Source organism: Alteromonas sp. ABM1_013 (assembly GCF_056160505.1).
This window is the reverse complement of the sequence record NZ_JBSWXH010000006.1, coordinates 221,232-241,365: the sequence shown is the minus strand read 5'-3', so window position 1 is coordinate 241,365 and position 20,134 is coordinate 221,232. Positions and strand designations below refer to the sequence as shown.

16 protein-coding genes are annotated in these 20,134 nt (G+C 44.1%); 3 read left to right on the top strand and 13 right to left on the bottom strand.

The window, feature by feature from the left end:
* Window positions 1-25: 25 nt before the first annotated feature.
* The 13 genes from ACXAGK_RS18250 to ACXAGK_RS18190 form a co-directional block, all read right to left on the bottom strand.
* Window positions 26-1,255: a type II secretion system F family protein gene (locus tag ACXAGK_RS18250; protein WP_474857330.1), complete on the bottom strand. Its 1,230-nt coding sequence runs from the start codon at window positions 1,253-1,255 to the stop codon at window positions 26-28.
* On the bottom strand, window positions 1,255-2,967 hold the full coding sequence (locus ACXAGK_RS18245; RefSeq protein ID WP_474857329.1) for a GspE/PulE family protein: 1,713 nt from the start codon (window positions 2,965-2,967) through the stop codon (window positions 1,255-1,257). The genes ACXAGK_RS18250 and ACXAGK_RS18245 overlap by 1 nt, the downstream gene beginning before the upstream one ends.
* Window positions 2,967-4,313 (bottom strand): tetratricopeptide repeat protein, encoded by a 1,347-nt coding sequence (locus ACXAGK_RS18240; protein WP_474857328.1) that lies wholly within the window; start codon window positions 4,311-4,313, stop codon window positions 2,967-2,969. The genes ACXAGK_RS18245 and ACXAGK_RS18240 overlap by 1 nt, the downstream gene beginning before the upstream one ends.
* Window positions 4,310-5,212 (bottom strand): ExeA family protein, encoded by a 903-nt coding sequence (locus tag ACXAGK_RS18235; protein ID WP_474802738.1) that lies wholly within the window; start codon window positions 5,210-5,212, stop codon window positions 4,310-4,312. The genes ACXAGK_RS18240 and ACXAGK_RS18235 overlap by 4 nt, the downstream gene beginning before the upstream one ends.
* 2 nt (window positions 5,213-5,214) lie before the next feature.
* Window positions 5,215-6,963 carry a pilus (MSHA type) biogenesis protein MshL gene (gene mshL, locus ACXAGK_RS18230; protein ID WP_474857327.1) on the bottom strand — a complete coding sequence of 583 codons (1,749 nt, stop codon included), beginning with the start codon at window positions 6,961-6,963 and terminating at the stop codon, window positions 5,215-5,217.
* Window positions 6,947-7,264, bottom strand: coding sequence for an agglutinin biogenesis protein MshK (locus ACXAGK_RS18225; protein ID WP_474857390.1), 318 nt, complete (start codon window positions 7,262-7,264; stop codon window positions 6,947-6,949). The genes mshL and ACXAGK_RS18225 overlap by 17 nt, the downstream gene beginning before the upstream one ends.
* Before the next feature lie 18 nt (window positions 7,265-7,282).
* Window positions 7,283-7,930 carry an agglutinin biogenesis protein MshJ gene (locus ACXAGK_RS18220; RefSeq protein WP_474857326.1) on the bottom strand — a complete coding sequence of 216 codons (648 nt, stop codon included), beginning with the start codon at window positions 7,928-7,930 and terminating at the stop codon, window positions 7,283-7,285.
* Window positions 7,905-8,531 carry a PilN domain-containing protein gene (locus ACXAGK_RS18215; RefSeq protein ID WP_474857325.1) on the bottom strand — a complete coding sequence of 209 codons (627 nt, stop codon included), beginning with the start codon at window positions 8,529-8,531 and terminating at the stop codon, window positions 7,905-7,907. Before ACXAGK_RS18215 ends, ACXAGK_RS18220 begins: the two co-directional genes overlap by 26 nt.
* Complete coding sequence (locus ACXAGK_RS18210; RefSeq protein ID WP_474857324.1) at window positions 8,528-9,442, bottom strand: agglutinin biogenesis protein MshI; 915 nt, start codon at window positions 9,440-9,442, stop codon at window positions 8,528-8,530. The genes ACXAGK_RS18215 and ACXAGK_RS18210 overlap by 4 nt, the downstream gene beginning before the upstream one ends.
* Before the next feature lie 167 nt (window positions 9,443-9,609).
* A complete protein-coding gene (locus ACXAGK_RS18205) occupies window positions 9,610-10,113 on the bottom strand; it encodes a hypothetical protein (protein ID WP_474802751.1) in 504 nt (167 codons plus the stop codon).
* A 226-nt stretch (window positions 10,114-10,339) separates the two neighbouring features.
* Complete coding sequence (locus ACXAGK_RS18200; protein WP_474857323.1) at window positions 10,340-10,921, bottom strand: phosphoglycerate mutase family protein; 582 nt, start codon at window positions 10,919-10,921, stop codon at window positions 10,340-10,342.
* A 141-nt stretch (window positions 10,922-11,062) separates the two neighbouring features.
* Window positions 11,063-12,610 carry a glycerol-3-phosphate dehydrogenase gene (glpD, locus tag ACXAGK_RS18195; protein ID WP_474857322.1) on the bottom strand — a complete coding sequence of 516 codons (1,548 nt, stop codon included), beginning with the start codon at window positions 12,608-12,610 and terminating at the stop codon, window positions 11,063-11,065.
* Window positions 12,611-12,955: 345 nt separating this feature from the next.
* Window positions 12,956-13,714 (bottom strand): DeoR/GlpR family transcriptional regulator, encoded by a 759-nt coding sequence (locus tag ACXAGK_RS18190; RefSeq protein WP_474802760.1) that lies wholly within the window; start codon window positions 13,712-13,714, stop codon window positions 12,956-12,958.
* A gap of 159 nt (window positions 13,715-13,873) precedes the next feature.
* Between ACXAGK_RS18190 and glpK the strand changes: the two genes are divergently transcribed.
* The 3 genes from glpK (at window position 13,874) to ACXAGK_RS18175 (ending at window position 20,134) form a co-directional block, all read left to right on the top strand.
* Window positions 13,874-15,358 (top strand): glycerol kinase GlpK, encoded by a 1,485-nt coding sequence (gene glpK / locus ACXAGK_RS18185; protein WP_474857321.1) that lies wholly within the window; start codon window positions 13,874-13,876, stop codon window positions 15,356-15,358.
* A 304-nt stretch (window positions 15,359-15,662) separates the two neighbouring features.
* A complete protein-coding gene (locus ACXAGK_RS18180) occupies window positions 15,663-18,476 on the top strand; it encodes a TonB-dependent receptor (protein ID WP_474857320.1) in 2,814 nt (937 codons plus the stop codon).
* Between the two features lie 125 nt (window positions 18,477-18,601).
* Window positions 18,602-20,134: a tryptophan halogenase family protein gene (locus ACXAGK_RS18175; RefSeq protein WP_474857319.1), complete on the top strand. Its 1,533-nt coding sequence runs from the start codon at window positions 18,602-18,604 to the stop codon at window positions 20,132-20,134.

Here is a 20,134-nt window from a genome sequence, read left to right as displayed (position 1 = left end):
TTACCCCACTGAAATAGCGAAACTATTACCCGCCTTTCACCGCCGACATCATGTTCCACATTGGTGTAAAGATGCCAAGCGCCAGTATCAACACCATAACTGCCACAAAACCGATCAAAATAGGCTCTATCTTGGCGGTTAAGCTCTTTAAGTCGAAATCGACTTCACGTTCGTAATAATCTGCACTTTCTTCTAAAAGCGGCTCTAATCGACCCGTTTCCTCACCTACAGCTATCATCTGTAGTACAAGTGTAGAAAACAGTTCGCTATTTTTCGAAACTCTCAGCAAACTTTCGCCTTTTTCTATGCCTTGGCGCATCTCTTTGATGCGCATTTGCATATGAGCGTTATCTACAGCATCCGCTGTTAGTGACAGACCCGCAGTTAAGGGCACACCTGCCCGCAGAATCATAGAAAAGCTACGGCTATATCTTGCTAATAATGATCGCTCAATAATGCTGCCTACAACAGGCAACTTTAGTTTAAATTTGTCCCATTTAAGTCGTCCATTAGTCGAATTAACGTATTGTTTAGCCGAAAAAATTATTCCAATTAATACGATTAAAATTAACCACCAATAATTTACAAAGAAGTTTGAAGTGCCTATAAGCACGCGAGTCATTATGGGTAGCTCGGTGTCGAACCGCTCAAACATTTGTGTGAAAACGGGTACAACGAAAAGATTCAATATAAACATAGCAATAGCGAGCGCTATCAATACGAAAGTGGGGTACCGCAATGCCGATTTAATGCGCTTTCGCGTTTCCTGTTCCCGTTCGAAATAGAGGGCTAACTGCAGGAAAACATCGTCCAGCTTACCGGTATTTTCACCTACTACGACAACAGAAATGGTCAACCGCGTGAAGATTTTTTCATATTTCGTCATGGCAGAAGATAAGCTTCTGCCTTGCTCAAGCTGATCGGCAATGTCCTTTAAAATTTCTTGGAAACGCTTATGTGAGGCGTTTTCACTTAGCCCTTTAATTGCCCGGATAATCGGTATACCCGCTTTCAGCAGCGAGTACATTTGGCGAGAAAAGATGATCATCTCATCCAGCCCGACTTTAGCTTCGAATAGGTGACCTATGTCTAAACCAGTACTCGTTTTCTCTGTTTTTTTAGTTTCTTCTATCGAAATAGGCACTATGTTTTTAGACAACAAAGCCTGCGCCGCTGCTTGCGCTGAGGCAGCTTCAATAACCCCTTTTTCAGGACCACCTTGAGTCGATTTACCCGCATAGCTAAACTGAGGCATTAGTGGTTCACCACCTCAGGCACAAATTCAGCGACTTTGAAGACCTCATCTAATGAGGTTTTGCCTTCAGCTGCATAATCAAGAGCCATATGAGAAAGTGGAACAAAGTCTTTGTTGGCCTTTGTCGCGTCAACAAACCCCTGCGTATCGTCATCTCGCAGCGCTTCCATCATATCTTCGTTCATTTCCAAAAACTCGAAAACACCAATACGCCCTTTGTAACCTGTGTGGTTACAGCTATTGCAGCCCCTACCTTTGTAAAAAGTCGCATTTGCTAGTTCTGGCTTTAGGAAACCTACCCATGCTTGCTCTTGCGCGCTTGGCGGCCGCTCTTCTTTACAGTTGTCACATACACGACGTACCAAACGCTGCGCCAAAACGCCACGCAGTGAAGTAGCTACTAAATAGGGCGCTGCACCCATATCGATAAGACGGATGGCGCTAGTTACAGAGTCATTGGTGTGGAGCGTGCTTAATACTAAGTGGCCAGTTAGTGCGCCTCTAAGCCCTATTTCTACGGTTTCTTGATCGCGCATCTCCCCCACCATGATAATGTCAGGGTCTTGTCGAAGCGTGGTACGCAAAATTGACGCGAAATCTAGGCCAATTTTTGAGTTCACTTGTACTTGGTTTATACGAGGCAAGCGATATTCAATGGGGTCTTCAGCGGTAATGATTTTCAAGTCGGGTTTATTGAGCTCGCTTAGCGCGCCGTACAAGGTTGTGGTTTTACCCGAACCTGTCGGCCCAGTAACCAATATCATGCCGTGGGGTCGGTTTATTGCTGCGCGAAATTTCTCGGCCATTGCATCCGGCATCCCCGTCTGATCTAACGTCAAAAGACCCGCGGATTGATCTAGCAAACGCATCACCACCGCTTCACCGTTAGCGACAGGCATGGTGGAAACACGCACATCAAGGGTGTGACCCTTCACTTTAATATTGAAACGCCCATCTTGAGGAATGCGCTTTTCTGAAATGTCCAAACCTGACATTAGCTTTAGCCTAAGTACCAATGCCGACGCAATTTTAACCTGGCCTAGCGTATTTTCCTGCAGCACGCCGTCAACACGCTGCCTTATGCGCAGAATATTTTCATCTGGCTCAATATGAATATCAGATGCACGCACCTGTACTGCATCTTCAAAAATAGAGTGAAGCAGCTTTACTACTGTGGCATCGGAAGTGGTATCGTCTAAGGCAGAGAGTTCAAAGTCGGCTTCATCGGCGTATTCTTCGCCTAACTTTTCTGCAAATGACGCAATATCCTGAGTACGACGATAAACTGAATCAAACGCTTCTAACATTTGATTCTCTTGTACTATTGCCAGTTCAATATTACGCGGCGCCACTAGCGGCCCAAGCTGATCAAGACCGCCTAAGTCGGTGGGGTCGCTCATACCTAGCAGCACTTCATCGTCGTCAGCTTCGAGTACTAGTGCGCGATAACGTCTTGCATAGGTTTCTGGGATAAGTTGTGCTTGCTCTGGATCTATTCGACGCTGTGTAATATCTAAAAAAGGAATATTGAGCTGCTGGGCAAGAAAGCGAAGAAGTTGTGGCTCACTGATAAATCCTAAGTCAATCAGCGTATCACCAAGTTTTCGCCCGGATGAGCGCTGTGCCGATAGCGCATTATCAAGTTGTTCGCTGGTAATAATATTTTCGTGAACTAATAAATCGCCGAGGCGCATCTTTAATCGAGGACGCATTAAGGTTGCTCCTGTAAATCGGTTAGGCGGGCACTAGCATATTGCGATGATGTAGAAGAGAGGTCACCAATCGCAAGGGCTCTGGAATATGAAGATATGGCTAAACGCTTGTCAGACAGTGCGTCGTAATTAACCCCCAGTGCCAACCACCATTTTGCATTATTCGGTTGTAGCGAGGTCATGGCGCTAAACGCCGAGATAGCTTGTTCTGGTTTATTGATTGTCTGTGCAGAGGTCCCTTTTAGTATCAGGTAATCGATACGCTTTTCAGCCAGTGCTTTCGCATCTAAGCTATCTGGCATAAGGTTTAGAGCTTCTTCAAAACGGCTTTCTTGAGCCAGAATCTTAGCCATGAGTTCGCGCCACACTAACGCCTCTGGTGATATTACAACGCCTTCTGAAAGTACCTGTAACGCTTGTAGGTTGTTATTTTGACCAAAATAAAGCGCGGCCAACTGTTTGCGAGCCTCGGTGTTTTGCGGGTAGGTAGATAATGCAAGAGTAAAGCTTTTTTGAGCGTCGTCGAAAATACCAAAATTATAAGCTTTAAGCCCTGCCTCTAAATGAACGGCGCTTTGTTGCTCTGGCGATTTAGGCGTAACGTCAATCGCTGGCTCACGTGAAATAATGCTATCTGGTTTAGGCGAGCTTAATTCACTAGTTGTTTTAACGTTTGTTCCAGGGTTTGTCCTGCTTACCGTTTGTATGTTTGCTTTTTCTTGGGTTAAGCCTGAGGCTTTCACTACCGCCGAGCCGGTTTCTTCAGTCTCTTCTGATACGTTTGCGGCTGATAGGGTTTCGTCTTTAACTTCGGCTGCCTTGTTATCTGGCTTTTGATCTGATTGGGCATCCGAGTTTGAGCTTGAAGCATTAGCAACTTGCGTACGTTGCCTATATTCTGCCTCGTCATCGACTACCGTTTCATCAATACTGTTAAATACAATCTCAGCCACGTCTGACGGCGTATTTTGGTATGCCAAATCTTGCTCGGATAACGGTGTAGACTTCATGCCCTCTAACTGTTGTTCGGCACTATCGACACCTTGCTTGGAAGTACTTTCACTGTCCGTTTGGATGGGCTTATTTTCCATTGAGCTTGCTGCTGTATTCTGTACATCGCCTTTTGCAACAATGTCAGGGCTACCTGTATTACCAGCACGCTTACTATCCCCAGACTCAGTCATATTGCTCAACACCAGCCAAATAACTAGCCCTAGTGCAATGAGCGCAATTAGCGCTTTTGGCCAAAGCGAACGATTTTCGACGTGCACCGTAGGCGGCAAGCCAAAATCTTCATTCTGGTTTCGCTCATCTAACGATTTTAAGGTGTCATTTAAAATGCTCATAAGCCCTGCGCCCCGTAAAGGTAAAGCGCACTTGCTACAGCAACCGCAGCTATGGAAAAAATAACAATGCTTTGTCTAGGAACAAGCCTTCGCTTGCAGTCATCAGTATCAAACACTGCATTTATCGTATGTTGCCAAGTCGCAGCGCTTTTACCCTGGCCGTAAGCGCGAAGAAGAATTTTGTGGCAAACAATATTAACCAACCGTGGCGTTCCTCGGGTGACTAATGCGATAAAAGCCCGTAAACCTTTAGAAATTAACTGCTCGCTGCCGCCGGCCGTTGTTAGTCTGTGGCCTATGTAATATTCCACTTCTGCCGACGTCATTGTGCGCAGCGTGTACGAAAAGCTGATGCGCTGACGAATTTGCCTAACCTTGGGGTTTGACAGGTTAGCGTCAAGCTCTGGCTGGCCGAATAAAACGATTTGAAGCAGCTTACTTTTCTCAGTTTCTAAGTTGCTAAATAAGCGCAGCATCTCAAGTGCATCCCAGCTTAACGATTGCGCTTCATCGATAATCAGTACCGCTTGCCGCCCCTCTTGTTTAAGTGCTAAAAGCCTTGACTCGATGGCACTGTGTAACCCTTGAGAAGCTTCGTTTTTACATATATCAATACCTAATTCATTGGCGAATGCTATACGCAACTCGTCAGGGCTTAGGTATGGATTCGGTAAGTAACAGGCTACAAATTTGTCCGAAAGGTGATTTATCAATTTGCGGCACAACAGGGTTTTACCTGTACCTACTTCACCGGTCACTTTAATAAAGCCTTCAGACATACTTAACGCAGACAAAATGACTTTTAACGCTTCATTGTGCGGCGCCAGTGCACAAAAGAAATCCGTGTTCGGCGTAAGCGAAAACGGCATTTCTGTGAAATGATAAAAGCCTTGGTACATAATTAGTTTCTATACCATTGATCAAGTAGTGACTGAGTGCGAAGGCGCTGCTTTTCCCACGTATCTGGCTGTACCACAGAAGGGCGAATGAGAATAACCAATTCGCGCTTGCTCTGGGTTTTCGCTTTGTTTTTAAACGCGTTACCGATAATAGGGATATCACCTAACAGCGGTGTTTTGGATTCTTGCTCGCTGGTAACCGTTTCCATTAAGCCGCCTATCACCACAATTTCACCGTCGCGAGCGCGGATCACGGTGTCTGATTCACGAATATTGCTTTGTGCTAGGGGTAACAAAATTTGTTGGTCACCTACTTGGATAACCTTTGTCTGTTCCGCCGTTTCTGTTACTGAAGGGTGAACATGCAGTATTACAGAGCCACTTCTGTCTATTTGCGGTGTTACGTCCAGCGCGATACCAGAAAAGAAAGGAGTAAGTTCGATGTCATTCTCGTTCTCTGTGCTTGTTGTGCTTTGATCTTCACTGGTCGACACATCGGTAACAAAGTACTCGTCTTGCCCTACTTTAATAACGGCCTTTTGGTTGTTAGTTACCGTAACGCGAGGGTTACTTAGCATTTGCACGTCACCCTGGGTTTGAAGCATATTGATAACACCATCAAAGTCGCCGCGAGAAATACGTAATGTTGATACCCCACCGATATCGGTAGAAATAGTATTGCCTATAGCATTAACCGCATTAATAGCTGGGTCGATTCCCGCTGCAGTGTTTGCTGCAAAATTAGAAGCAAGCGCCCCTCCGCTAAACCCAAAATTGAGGCTCCCCGTTAAGCCGCTTGCTATACGGTCCCATCTAACGCCTTGTTGGTACCCATCATTTAGCGTGACTTCAATAATGCGAGCTTCTAGCACCACCTGGCGTTGCAGGCTTTCTTGGCTTTGGTTTAAAAAGTCTTTCACCACGGCAATTTCGCTTGGTAGCGCGCGCACCGTCACCAACCCCGCCTGCGGTGACACCACCACCTGACGGCCTTCAGTAGGTGATACCAGTACTTTTAACGCTTCTTTTAAGTCGCTCCAAAAATCGTTTTCACTGGTGGTTTGAATATTTGAACCGTTGAGCTGCTGTATATTGTTGCCACCAAGACCACTCTGACCACCAAAGCCGCCTTGACCACCCAATGCGTTACCGCTGATATTGTTGTTGCCGTTAATACCGCCGTTGTTACCACCGTTATTCTGGTCCTGTTCGCTTACTCCACCTGCAATCACGCTTACGTTCGACACACCGAAACGCTTTATCATAAGAAAGTTAACCGGGATAGATTCTGTCTTTAACTGCGACGGCATTACCTGAATAACCTTACCTTCTAAAAATACATCCAGCGGATACATTCTTGAAATGATCGTAATCACATCGTTAAGCGCCACGTCTTTAAGCGTTAAGCTAATTTGACCAGACACAGCTGGATGCACAGCCACGCTATAAGGCGTATCTTCCACCAGCGCATCGAAAAACGGTCGAACATCCACATTATTAGCAGATACGGCAAATAGCTTCTGAGACGTAGGAGCTGGTAGCGACTGATAGCGAGCTACTTCTGACAGCAGTTCTTGGTTTAACTGCGGTGGAGGAGCTGGTTTGGTCGCAGGTACATTTTGGGAACGATTGAGTTCATCGCGAATATGCGGTTTCACTTCCTCGCCAACACCATAGGTTTGACAACCCGCGATAACAAACGCCGCAGCTAGCATCAGTGCGTTAGAAATAAGGCTATTTTTTAATTTCATATGCATACATTCTTAGTATTTTCTGCTGACGACCGTCAGTTATAATCACGTGTTTAGGGGTTATTTTGGACACAGTAAATTCATTCAGCGTGTCGCCCTCTCGATAAGACTTGCCAGAGATGATCGCGCTGTAACCGGAACTGCGTTTAAAAATTGACTGCAGTGCCAATTCGCCATCTAAAAGGTTGCTTTCGCTTGCACTCGCCCCTTTGAACTGGGCAGGTTTGGTTGGGTCTACCGCGGCTATTGCAGGCTTAAGAACACTACCTACTACCAACAAACTAAATATGAAGCATTTCATTTTCTTCACCTAGCCTCCCTAAAGCGAAATGAAGGTAGCGTTATTGCTTACTGTCGCTAACCCCAGTGTCAGTGATGCACTGGGGTATTCGTCGACGTTATAAGCGAAGTCCGTCACAATGATTTTTTCTGGTGCCGCTTGTAGACGCGCTAGATAACTGCGTAAGTCGAAGTAACTACCCTCAATCACTAAACGCATATTGTGACGATAGAATGATGTACTTTGCGTTTCACCTTCACCAAAACGAAGGGTTTGAGTAGGTTCTACGTTAAAGTTAACCAAGCTCACATTGTTTTCTTCATTTAATAGCGTCATTAACAACTCGGGCATTCTGTCGGCTGCCACGAAGCCTTCGTTCAATAAAAGTAGCTCATCGTCTACGCTCAGTAGTACTTTTCTCGCGCTATCCAATTCTTGTTGCATACGCTGTGTGTAATCGACAGACAGCGCTTGCTGAATGGCATCCCTTTGAATAACCAGCGCCTTGTATTCACTTTCTTTTCGAGTAAGGGTTTTATCCGCACCAGACATGCTATCTAGCGCGGGCGATATGCCAAACCAAAAGAACAGATAAACGATAAGGCCAAAGCTCACCCACAAAATAAGCTGCTTTTCTCTGTTTTCGAGCGCAGAAAACTTATCAGAGAGCTGTTGATACTGACTCATCAGCGTCTCCCTCAAAATCAGTTGATATTAAAAATTGCTTCACGTTTTCAGCCCCGTCTACTTCATCAAACTTCACGGACGAAAATGACTTGCCCTGAAAGAAAGGTGACTGCTGTAACTTCTTTAACCAAACAGGAATAGACGAAGGTGCCACCGTTTGCCCTGACAAACGAATTTTCTGGGTATCTATGTTTATGCTAGTAAGCCAAAGGTTCTGGTTGTGATAGTTAGCTAAATCGTCCATCACTTCGCCATACTTGGTTGCATCAAAAGACAGCTCTCCACTTTCTAAATAGGCAAGCAATTGCTTTCTGTTTTCTATCTTGGCATTCACTTGCTCAAGCTGCTGCTGAAGCGTTTTGGTATCACGCTTTTTCTCTAGTGCATTATTCAGCGCTTTAATTTCGTTATTAATTTGGCGTGTTGACGCTGATTGCTGTGCTATTTTTTCTTGTTTGGCGCTAAGTAAAACATTTAGAGCCACAACGGCAATTAGCATTACTCCAAACGCTACGACGTTTATCCAAAGCACCTTTGATAGGGGTAAGCGCTCTTTTTTAGGCTTAAGCGAGGGGTGATAAAGGTTTATCGTGCGTTTCACTGGGCCTCCCTCGCTGCAACAAGCGCACTAGCCAAAGCAAAGTGGCAAGTGGGGTCAACAACATCAGCTAATTCAAGCTCTGCAACGAATTTTTTCATAGCCGCAGGCTGAAAGGGCTTTAAGCGCTCTATAACAGGCTCGCAATCAAACTGTGTTCTGAACAAGATTTCTTTTAGCGGTGGCTGTTTTAGCTGTGACTCATAGAAATCCATGGAACGTTGAATTTCTAAACCAAGCATATCGCTTAATTGAACTAAATCTTCTGGGGCGGAGGATTTTTTAACAAATCCCCTCAACCGTCGCGATAGCCAAATAGCGCGCGAGCGCACTATCATCAAAAAAGGTTCGCTATTGGGCTCTTGAATAATAAGTAATCGCGCGTAATCATCATCAGGCACCATTTCGGTAGCCAGCACTTCTTTAGCGTGAATATGGGTGAGTTTAACCTCTTTCTTTTTCGATAGGCTTTGTACCAGTGCAGAAAGCGATGACTTTTCGGCAGCAAACACATCTATTTTTTTGCCGCCGGTCCGTGTTTGAACCGGGTAATCGATGTAGTCCAAAACAATATTACTAGAATCGAACGGAACCAACTCACCAAGTGTCCAAGGTAGTGCAGTCGTGATGTCCTCTTCGGGTACATCAGGCTTTTCCACTTGAACCATATGATACATTTCTTGAGAAAGCACAATGGATACTCGACATGCCTCTTTTTCAAATTCTCGTAAGGCCTCGCTTAATTGCTGTTCAAGAGGTTGTCGATTGTCAAAGGGAACAGACGCAAAAGAGTTGAGTACATAGCCACTGTCGCTAAAATTAACAGCGGCAATATGTAACTCAGCAGCACTCACAGACACACCTACCGTGAGCGTTGTATTGTTCTTTTGCGAAGAGAATAAGCTAGAGAGCATATGTCTACTTAATTCGTTAGTGTCGAGTATTATCTTGTTATCAACAATACCTTAAGGTGCCAATTTATGACATGGCGCTAACTCAAAAGTAGACTAATTATCTAAATAAACCAAATACCTACATAGGTAATTATTTATATTAATATGTTAATGGTATGAAGACCTTACTAGTCTTCCAAGGCAGTTACCGAACCGCTTGCTGGGTAATAGTCGAAGTAGGTTCCTCTACTCAAGCTGAAGCGACACCAGTAGTTATCTTCACTTGTTTCAAGCTCGGCGTAGTATTTTGCATGAACTTTGAATCCGTCGACACGTAATGGGGATGCTACTATTGATGACCAAATTTTTTCACATCCAGCGTCCGACATATCAGCGGTCGGCCATCCATTGTGATTCATACGAACTGGCGTTCGGTTCATTTCGCTGCCAGAGTCGTCATAGTGAATAAGCATTATCATAGTGGTAGGCTGACGTACTCGCCATTGCCAATGTGAAGAAATCACATTCCGCTTGAACGTCTCTAAACGCTCTGCAAAAACTTTTGTAGTGGTATCTTCTTCGCCAATATGAAAATGGTTAATTGCTATGCCTAGCGAGAACGCGAAAACAACGGCGATAGAAGCTTTAATAAGGTTTTTAGTGGTCTCGGTATCTTTATTATTTTTATTCATCTGTGGCTCCTCAGCTTATAACTGAAGTATTAAACCTTGTTTGGCGTGGTGTTTGTCGCTATTTGCGCAACATGAAATTGCTACCGCAGCAAAACGACTTTTCTATGATGATAGTTTATCGGCATTTTGGAGGAAATATGAAGCAATACCAGCTTGCATAGATAATTAACCAAAACCTTAAGCCTAGCGCGTTTTCAAGTATCGATGATTGGAGTAAGACTCTTGGCTAAACGTCTTTCTGCAAAATAGTAATTCCCCAGAAATCACTGTCTTTTTGCTTTAGCTTCCACCCGCTTTTCATTAGCGCCTCTCGCGTATAGTAGTTCGTCATCCCATGCCCAAAAAGAACCACTCTAGGGTGTTTTTCGCTAAGTTTATTAATATGTATTGAAAGTTTTTCAACCCGTTTTTTAGCAAATTTGAAACTTTCAAAGCGGCCTTTAGTTCCCATAAACCAAAGCGCACGGCTTAGCAAAACCCAGTGCCAACTGCGCAATGTGAAAGGTAGCTTGTAGTAAGGTATATCCATTTCTCTCAATTCCGGTAGCTCTTCATCAATTGAAGTTGCCCCATATTGAGCTGCTGTTAACTTTGCTCTTAAAAGCGGGCTGACGGCAATGTAGCTACCGGTTATATCTATTTTTTGTTTAGGTTGGCTGGCTGGGTCTAGGGGGGATTTATTATAGTTACGCACCCAGCTTGCATAATCCGCAGCATTCACTTTCTCATTGTGGGCTGAAAGTGGCTTTCCATGGCGAATGAAAATAACTTCTCTCACTGTGCTTTCTTTTATGACATCCGTGTTCATATTGAGTCCGGCTAATTGAAGCTTGCGACCTTGCTAATGTAAAAAGTTATAAAAAACGGTATCAAATTGATAAGACCGGATATATACGAGAATATAGGGCGTCCTATTAGACGAAACGCCCTTTATATCTATTTAATGAAGCTACGCACTTGCCAATACTGGGTCAATAGCTTGTTGCTCGCTATCAAGTGAATGAGCTTTTTGCTCAATGTATTGCGATAGCGCCTCTTGTTGCGCTTTGTTTAAACGCAATCCATGCTTAGTTCTGCGCCAAATAACATCTTCCAGGGTACATGCCCACTCACTCTCAATTAAATAGTCTACTTCTGCGCGATACATGCCTGCGCCAAAGTCTTCTCCCATCTCAGCAATTGTCAATTTTCCTTTTAAAAATTTGTAGCTTAAAAGGCCATATTGACGGGCATAACGTTGAGCAATATCTTTGTTCAACCACGGGAACTCACCAATTAACTTATTTACAAGCTCGTCTTGGCTTTCGAATGCGCCACCTGGTAAAGGAACATCTTTAGTCCATGCTTTCTTGGCTTTAGGGAAACATGTAGTCAGTTTGTCTACCGCATGCTCAGCTAATTTTCTGTAGGTCGTTATTTTCCCACCAAAAATATTGAGCAACACAGGCTTACCTGTCTCACCTTTTAGCTCAACTTTGTAATCTCGTGTTAACTCTTGAGCAGAAGCATTCTTTTCTTCCAGTAAAGGTCTTACGCCACTGTAAGAGTGAACAATATCGCTTAGGGTAATTTTTGATTTAAAGTATGTGTTTACCACGTCAATTAAGTATTCGGTTTCTTCATCCGATATAGCAGCATCTGATGGATTGCCTTTGAAGTCTTCATCAGTAGTACCTACCAGAGAGAAATCTCCTTCATACGGAATAACAAAAACAATACGCCCGTCTTTGTTTTGCAGTATGTATGCTTCATCAGTATCGTAAAGTTTCGGCACAATGAAGTGGCTTCCTTTTACCATACGCATAGCATTTGGGTTGTTAACATTTACTAAACGATCTAAGAAGGATACCGCCCAAGGGCCTGCAGCATTGACAATAGACTTCGCTTTTACTGTAAACGTTTTCCCTTTTGCTGTTTTAAGCTCAACGCTCCACAGGTTGTCTAGCTTTTCAGCTTTCACACATTCAGTGCGGGTATAAATTTGTGCGCCTTGATCTTGTGCGGCTAATGCGTTCAATACCACTAAGCGTGCATCGTCTACCCACCCGTCAGAATATTCAAAACAGGTTGTAATACCGCTAACTAAAGGGCTTTCGCTGGTTGTGGACAGCTTACGTGAGCGAGGTAGCATGTTGCGTTTCGCCAGTGAATCGTAAAGGAACAAACCAATTCGAATCATCCACGCTGGGCGTAAATGCTTTTGATGCGGTAAACGAAAGCGCAAAGGCCACATGATATGAGGGGCTTTTTGAAGCAATACTTCCCGTTCCGCCAATGCTTCTTTTACTAAACGGAACTCGTAATGTTCTAAATATCTAAGGCCGCCGTGAATGAGCTTGCTACTTGATGAAGATGTAGCGCCAGCAAGGTCACCTTTTTCACATAATGCTACTGAAAGCCCACGTCCTGCAGCGTCTAGCGCCACGCCAACACCGTTAACGCCGCCGCCAACAACTAAAACGTCGACTGTTTTTTCAGATTCATTGCTGTGACTCATAGTTTGCCCCTGCTCATATTCACATTTGCTTTATCTAATGGTTGGCTATTTGACAACCAAAAAGAAAACATGTCAACACAAAACGAACATTATCGAACATTAAAGAAAGTTAAATGAACCCATTTATGCGTTAACTTGCTGGTAAATAATGCAAAGGAAGAATAAAGGGTTTAGCTAATCTATATACGCTGAGTCGCATATTTGTAAATACAACTAGACGAGTAAATCAATACAAAACCATGTGCAAGGGGCACTTGGCAACACACACATTATCGAGTGATAAGGCTAGTCTAGAATTATGACAGATCTGTGATTATGACGATAAGTCAGTAATACAACTAATGGTTATGCTTTTACAAAAGTAATGTTATTTTCTTTTATAATTTTGCCTATGCTTGGCGGTGGTGTTTTGTCGCAAACTAAACAGTCGACTTGTGATATATGGCCCTGTTCAACCATAGCGCGGCGTTCAAATTTACTGTAGTCGGCTGCAAGGATAACGTGTTGAGTATGTTCTAAAATAGCTTGTGAAACTTTCACTTCTCTGAAGTCAAAGTCTAATAGCGCGCCATCTGAACTTATGCCACTTATACCAATGATGCCGTAGTCCATTCGAAACTGACTAATAAAGTCACAGGTTGCTTCACCAATAATACCACCGTCGCGATACCGTACTTCACCTGCGGCAATAATCACCGAGAAGTCTTCTTTAGCAGATAGGATTGTCGCTACATGAATGTTGTTTGTTACTACATGTAGATTTTTATGATTTAGTAGCTTAGTAGCAATAAGTTCAGTCGTAGTACCAATATTGATAAACAAAGACGCACCATCGGGAATCATGGCCGCTACAGCTTCAGCTATTTTTTCTTTTACTTCACTGTTTTGCGTTTTACGCTCTTGATAAGGCGTGTTTTCCCAGCTTCTGTTTAATCCAGCGCCACCGTGATAGCGACTGACCACGCCATTCTCAGCAAGCTGATTTAAATCTCTTCGAATGGTTTGTGGCGTCACTTCACAAGCATTAACCAAATCATCAATAGACATAAAACCATGTTGCTTTATTAGCCCAACAATTTTTTCGTGTCTTTGCGTTTGGTTCATCACACATCCTCATAAATAAAAACGACAATAATTATACGTGCTTAATGACAAACTTCACGCGATAAAACGAAAATCAGATGTTCGTTTTCGAAAATATGGCATTGTTAAACACCTGTAAATGATGCAAACTCTATGAAAATTATCTTCAGGAGTGACCTTATGGGACAACATATTCTTGCCATTGATCAAGGCACAACAAGCTCTCGCAGCATTATTTTCTCTGCCAAAGGCAGTATAGAGGCCATCGCTCAACAGGAGTTTTCTCAAAAGTACCCTAAAGATGGCTGGGTTGAACACGACCCGGAAGAAATTTGGGAAAGCGTTGTCGCTACCCTGAAGGAAGTTTTTAACAAATGTAATGTAACCCCGTCTGACGTCGCCGCTATTGGTATCACAAATCAGCGCGAAACCACGCTAGTTTGGGATAAACAATCAGGAAAGCCTGTTTACCCTGCAATCGTTTGGCAAGACAGACGTACAGCGCAATATTGCCGAGATTTTAGCGAAGACGAAAAATTTGTATCGTATATAACAGAGTCGACAGGGCTTTTACTTGACCCTTACTTCTCAGCAACGAAAGTCGCATGGATACTAGATAACGTCGAAGGCGCCCGAGAGAAGGCAGAAAACGGCAAGCTTCTGTTTGGTACCGTGGATACGTATTTGATTTGGCGCTTAACGGGCGGTGAATCACATAAAACTGATGCCACCAATGCTTCTAGAACCATGTTGTTCGATATTCATAACCAGTGTTGGGATGAAAAGCTTCTTGATAAATTTAACATTCCAGCTTCAATGCTGCCTGAAGTTATGGACTGTGCCGCAGATTTTGGGGTAATTAAAGAAGACATCATCGGAAAAGCTATTCCTATTCAGGGTGTAGCAGGCGATCAGCAAGCAGCACTTGTGGGCCAAGCGTGTTTTGAAAAAGGCATGGCAAAGAGTACGTACGGAACCGGATGCTTTATGATCCTTAACACCGGCGACGCCCCTCTTCAATCAAAAAACCGCTTACTTACTACTGTAGGTTACCGACTAAATGGCAAAACCACCTATGCGTTAGAAGGCAGCATATTTATGGCTGGCGCTACTGTGCAATGGCTCCGTGATGGCCTAAAGCTTATTGACGACGCGGCAGAATCTGAAGCTCTAGCACAGCGCGCTAGAGAAGATAACGGTGTATTTTTAGTTCCCGCGTTTACCGGGTTAGGCGCGCCTTATTGGGACCCTGATGCTAGAGGCGCAATTTTAGGCCTTACTCGTGATACAGGAATAAGCGAAATTGTGGCAGCAGGCCTGCAATCGGTTTGCTACCAAACCAAGGACCTTCAAAAGGCAATGGAGAGCGACGGAGCTCGCCCTACGAATATACGTGTAGACGGCGGTATGTCGCGTAACGACTGGGTTATGGGCTTTTTGTCAGATATATTGGGTGCTGAAGTAGAGCGACCTGAAATCACCGAAACAACTGCGTTAGGCGCAGCTTTCCTTGCCGGGTTACAAGCAGGTGTGTTTAACAGTATTGATGATCTAACCCAGTGCTGGAAGAGTGATAGCGTTTTCACCCCAAGACTATCGAAGCAGGAACGTGATCAAGCCTATGACGGTTGGAAAGCTGCTGTAGACCGTATCCGCTGTAGTTAATTTCTCCTTATTTTTCTTATTGTTAATAAAGTGCGGTTATATACCGCACTTTTTTTATACAAAAAAAATTTTATAACATTGTAATTACATTGTCATTTTGTGCTAGTATTGAATCCAAGGTAAACGTTTCACCTTTTACCTTGGAATAGAAACGCTATATTTTTCATAAAGTTACAAATAATAATCGAGAAAATATAACGTTAAATGTGTAAAAGTAATGTTAATAAGCTTGATCCGCACATACTAAAAACGTAATTTAAGTGCAAAGTACGTTAAAACGTAGCCTACTCACGGAGAAAACACAGTGACACATAAAATTAACACATCACAGTTAGGCCCAATTGCGAAACGCTCACTTTTAGGTGTTGCTATCGCCTCTGCCCTACACGCACCGGTAGCATTTTCTCAAGATGCTGACGCGCAGAATGTAAACGATGCACCTGTTGAAGTTATTGAAGTTCGCGGCATTGTAAGCAGCTTGAAAAGAGCAATGTCTGATAAGAAAGAAAACTTAGCTGTTTCAGACGGTATTGCAGCGGAAGATTTAGGTAAATTCCCAGATCTAAACGTTGCTGAATCACTGCAGCGTATCACTGGTGTTTCTATCGACCGTAATGGTGGTGAAGGCCAAAAAGTTACGGTACGTGGTTTCGGCCCACAGTTTAACACGGTACTTGTAAACGGTCGCCAACTCGCTACTGACGACGCTGGCCGTGCATTTAACTTCGACGTACTTGCTGCCGACCAAATTACTGGCGCAAGTATTTATAAAAGTGGTGTTGCCAACCTTCAATCTGGCGGCATCGGCTCTACCATCAATGTATCGACTGCTCGTCCATTCGACTATGACGGTTTCCAAGCGGTAGGAAGCGTGAAAGGTGTGTATGAAACCCTTTCAGAAGAAACGTCTCCACAAGCTTCATTCTTAGTTAGCAACACATTCGCTGACGATAAATTTGGTTTGCTACTTGCGGTATCTCATCAAGAGCGTCAAGTTCAAATTAACCGCATTCAAACAGCAGGCTGGCGTCCAGGTCTAACGCTTTCGAATAGAAATGACGGAGTTTTAGAATCTAACGTTTATCTACCTCGAAACTGGGACCAAGTTGTAGACCAGCAAGACAGAACCCGTACTAACGCATCACTTGTTGCGCAATTTGCGCCATCTGATGATGTAACCATTACCCTAGACGGTTTCGTGTCTAAGTTTGAAGTTGATTCACAGGTTACTGACCTTGCGTCATGGTTTGAACCAGACCGCGTAGGTTCTGCCACTATTTCTGAGTTTGGTACGGCTGTACAATTTACGCAGGAAATTGACTTACACCAAGGTAGCGGTAACCCAGCATCTGACTTCGTATCATCAACCCGTGGTGTACGTGATGTAACTAACAAAGGGTTCGGTTTAAATGTTGATTGGCAAGTAACTGACGCCCTTTCAGCAACTTTCGATGTATCAACATCCGAAGCGGAAAACGACGTTGCTGGCGAAGGTCGCTTTAACGTTGTAGGTATTATTAACAACTACGAGTTTGACAGCACAGGTGGTACACCTACTGTAATTCACGATGGCTTTGGCAATGGTCAATTACCTGATATTTCGCTAAACCGCCTTCACTATAATGACTTAGGTAACGTTGTTGCGTCTGAAGACGAAGTAACAGAATACAAAGCTGATTTCACTTATTTAGCTGATTCTGACGTTTTCCGTAAAGTTGATTTCGGTATTTTACGTTCAGAGCGTGAAAAGTTCGTATTCCAAGAGTTTGCGTCACAATGTGCATTCTGTGGCTATGGCACAGAGGCGCCTATCGATGAGTTGAACATTCGTCCGTTTACTGCGAACAACTTCTTCAGCGGTTTAATTGACACTTGGTATACGTACGACGGTGATGCATATCTAGATTACCTTGCTTCTCAAGGCGCGCCAGTAACACCAACGTTGCAAAATAACTACTACAACATTGAAGAAGACGTTACCGCGCTTTACGCTAACTTCGAATTTGGTTATGACATCGGTGATATGCCGTTAACCATGAACTTTGGTGCCCGTTATGAAGAGACAAGCGTAGCGGTTTCCGCGGTACAAGCGTTTATTGCTGATATTGTACCTACCTCAGATCTCACGCTATTTAGAAACGTTTTTGGGCCTGCAGAAGATATTACCGGTACATCTTCATATTCCAACCTTTTACCTAGCTTGAATGTTAAGTTAGAAGTACAAGAAGATATGATTGTGCGTTTCTCGCGCTACGATTCTTTGACACGCCCGACTATGTCTCAGATGTCTCCGGCGACAACGTATGGTGAGCCTCGTCGACAAAACCTTCAGGCAAGCGGTGGTAACCCTGATCTTAAGCCATTTAGCGCTGAAAACTGGGATCTATCGTTTGAATGGTATTACAGCGATGATTCAGTATTCTCGTTTGCAGTATTTAATAAAGAAGTGGAAGACTTTATTATTACGCTGGGTGGAACTGAAACTTACACATTGTTTAATCGCTCAGGTCCCGACTTCCGTTGTACAAGCGACCCGTTGTGTGAACCAGGATTGTCACTCGATCCTCAAAACCCTGAGCGTGACGTAGTGGCAACAACTGATGAACTCAATGGAGCTACCGAAGATTATACCGCTACTCGTCCTCAAAACGGCGAAACAGCAACGGTTAATGGTTACGAAGTAGCGATTACCCACGTATGGGATAATGGCTTTGGTGTAACCGCTAACGCTACTGTAGTAAACAGCGATGCGGAATTATCTGGCGATACAACGCAGACGTTTGCGCTAGCAGGTCTTGGTGATTCACAAAACCTTATCGTGTTCTACGAACGCGATGCGTTCCAGGCACGTGTAGCGTTTAACAACCGTGAGTCGTTCCTATTTGCACTAGATAACACTGAAGTTGGCGGCGCGACTGGCGAGCCAATTACGACTGAAACTTACGGTCAGTGGGATGTAAGTGCAAGTTACGACATCAACGAACACCTTACGGTATTTGTTGAAGGTATCAACGTGACTGAAGAAGAGCTTACGCAAGTAGGTCGCTTCCCAGACCAAATTTACTCAATTGAAGACAATGGTGCTCGCTACTCTGTAGGTATCCGAGGCTCATTCTAAAATTTGTGTGTGTGTTTTGGCAGGGGTAAAACCCTGCCATTTATCCATAAGCCTATTGGCAAAACGAGTACGTTTATGGACAAATGTAGAAAACAGTCATAATTCCATTTAAGCAGTGTTGTTTCATGAACCATTCATCTCATACATCTCAAAAACAACGTATTGTCATCGTAGGTGGCGGCACCGCTGGCTGGCTTACAGCCGCCATAGTCGCGGCTAAACACAAGGTAGCAATGGGTGAATGTGGCTTAGACATAACTTTAGTCGAATCCAGTGACATTCCTACTGTCGGCGTAGGTGAAGGAACCTGGCCAACCATGCGCAACACGCTGAAAGACATTGGCCTGTCTGAAAAAGAAGTATTTAGACGCTGCAGCGCTGCATTTAAGCAAGGCGGTAAGTTTGTAAATTGGGTAAATGGCGACGGCGACTTTTATTACCACCCGTTTACCGTTCCGCTAGGTTATGGCCGCGTTGAGATGGCCCCCTACGTAGGCGACATTGCAAATTTTGCCAATGCCACTAACTTTCAGCAGCACGTGTGTGAACGCAATATGGCGCCTCGCACGCTCAGCGAACAGGAATACAGCAGCGCGCAATCGAACTATGCGTATCATTTAGATGCTGGCGCATTTGCTGACATGTTACGAGACTTCAGCAAAACGGAGCTAGGCGTTAAACACATTGTCGCCACGGTAGAAAGCGTAGCCGCAACCTCAAACGAACATATCGAAAGCGTTACGCTTAACAACGGCAAGATTTTAAACGCAGATTTGTTTGTCGACTGTTCTGGCTTTCGCTCACTATTGCTTGGCGAAACCCTTGGCGAAAGCGTTATTTCCACAGACGACGTGCTATTTAATAACTCTGCCCTTGCCCTTCATGTACCCCACGAGGAAGACTTCGAAATAAAGCCCTATACCCAAGCAACAGCACAAGAAGCAGGCTGGATTTGGGATATTGGTTTATCTTCAAGAAGAGGCGTAGGCCATGTTTACTCCACCGAATTTACTACCGATGAACGCGCCGAAGAAGTATTGCGTGAGTACGTCGGTGACAAGCACGGTGATTTGAAAGCGCGCTCCATTCGCTTTAACTCTGGTTATAAGAAGCGTATTTGGAAAGGAAACTGCATTGGCGTAGGCCTTTCCGCAGGGTTTGTAGAGCCGTTAGAGGCAACAGCCCTCATGCTTATTGAGATTTCAGCACGTTATATTGCAGAACAAATGCCGCTGCCCGTTTCTGCTATGCCTATAGTCAGCCAGCGCTTTAACAAACAAATGAATTATCGCTGGCAGCGCATTATCGACTTCTTGAAACTTCATTATATTTTTAATCAACGCAGTGAACCTTACTGGGTTGCCAACCGCGACGCGTCTTCTATCCCCGACTCTTTGAAAGAAGATTTGGAAATTTGGAAGTATCGCGGCCCACAAATTGCTGATTTTTCAGCGGCAATAGAGTTATTCCCTGCCGCCAGCTATCAGTACGTACTATATGGAATGGGATTTTCTCCAGACTTTTCTTTGCAATCTCATTTCTACAACGAACGTGACCTAGCTGATAAAGTAATTCAACAAAATCAGCTAATCACGCAGCAAAAACTAAGCAGCTTACCTAATCACCGCGACTACATTGAGCAGTGGTTAGCAAGCTAA

Excerpts from the sequence above, each read along its gene's own strand:
- ACXAGK_RS18250 (WP_474857330.1), bottom strand. The coding sequence starts at position 1,255 with ATGCCTCAGTTTAGCTATGCGGGTAAATCGACTCAAGGTGGTCCTGAA.
- ACXAGK_RS18245 (WP_474857329.1), bottom strand. The coding sequence starts at position 2,967 with ATGCGTCCTCGATTAAAGATGCGCCTCGGCGATTTATTAGTTCACGAA.
- ACXAGK_RS18240 (WP_474857328.1), bottom strand. The coding sequence starts at position 4,313 with ATGAGCATTTTAAATGACACCTTAAAATCGTTAGATGAGCGAAACCAG.
- ACXAGK_RS18235 (WP_474802738.1), bottom strand. The coding sequence starts at position 5,212 with ATGTACCAAGGCTTTTATCATTTCACAGAAATGCCGTTTTCGCTTACG.
- mshL (WP_474857327.1), bottom strand. The coding sequence starts at position 6,963 with ATGAAATTAAAAAATAGCCTTATTTCTAACGCACTGATGCTAGCTGCG.
- ACXAGK_RS18225 (WP_474857390.1), bottom strand. The coding sequence starts at position 7,264 with ATGAAATGCTTCATATTTAGTTTGTTGGTAGTAGGTAGTGTTCTTAAG.
- ACXAGK_RS18220 (WP_474857326.1), bottom strand. The coding sequence starts at position 7,930 with ATGAGTCAGTATCAACAGCTCTCTGATAAGTTTTCTGCGCTCGAAAAC.
- ACXAGK_RS18210 (WP_474857324.1), bottom strand. The coding sequence starts at position 9,442 with ATGCTCTCTAGCTTATTCTCTTCGCAAAAGAACAATACAACGCTCACG.
- ACXAGK_RS18205 (WP_474802751.1), bottom strand. The coding sequence starts at position 10,113 with ATGAATAAAAATAATAAAGATACCGAGACCACTAAAAACCTTATTAAA.
- ACXAGK_RS18200 (WP_474857323.1), bottom strand. The coding sequence starts at position 10,921 with ATGAACACGGATGTCATAAAAGAAAGCACAGTGAGAGAAGTTATTTTC.
- glpD (WP_474857322.1), bottom strand. The coding sequence starts at position 12,610 with ATGAGTCACAGCAATGAATCTGAAAAAACAGTCGACGTTTTAGTTGTT.
- ACXAGK_RS18190 (WP_474802760.1), bottom strand. The coding sequence starts at position 13,714 with ATGAACCAAACGCAAAGACACGAAAAAATTGTTGGGCTAATAAAGCAA.
- glpK (WP_474857321.1), top strand. The coding sequence starts at position 13,874 with ATGGGACAACATATTCTTGCCATTGATCAAGGCACAACAAGCTCTCGC.
- ACXAGK_RS18175 (WP_474857319.1), top strand. The coding sequence starts at position 18,602 with ATGAACCATTCATCTCATACATCTCAAAAACAACGTATTGTCATCGTA.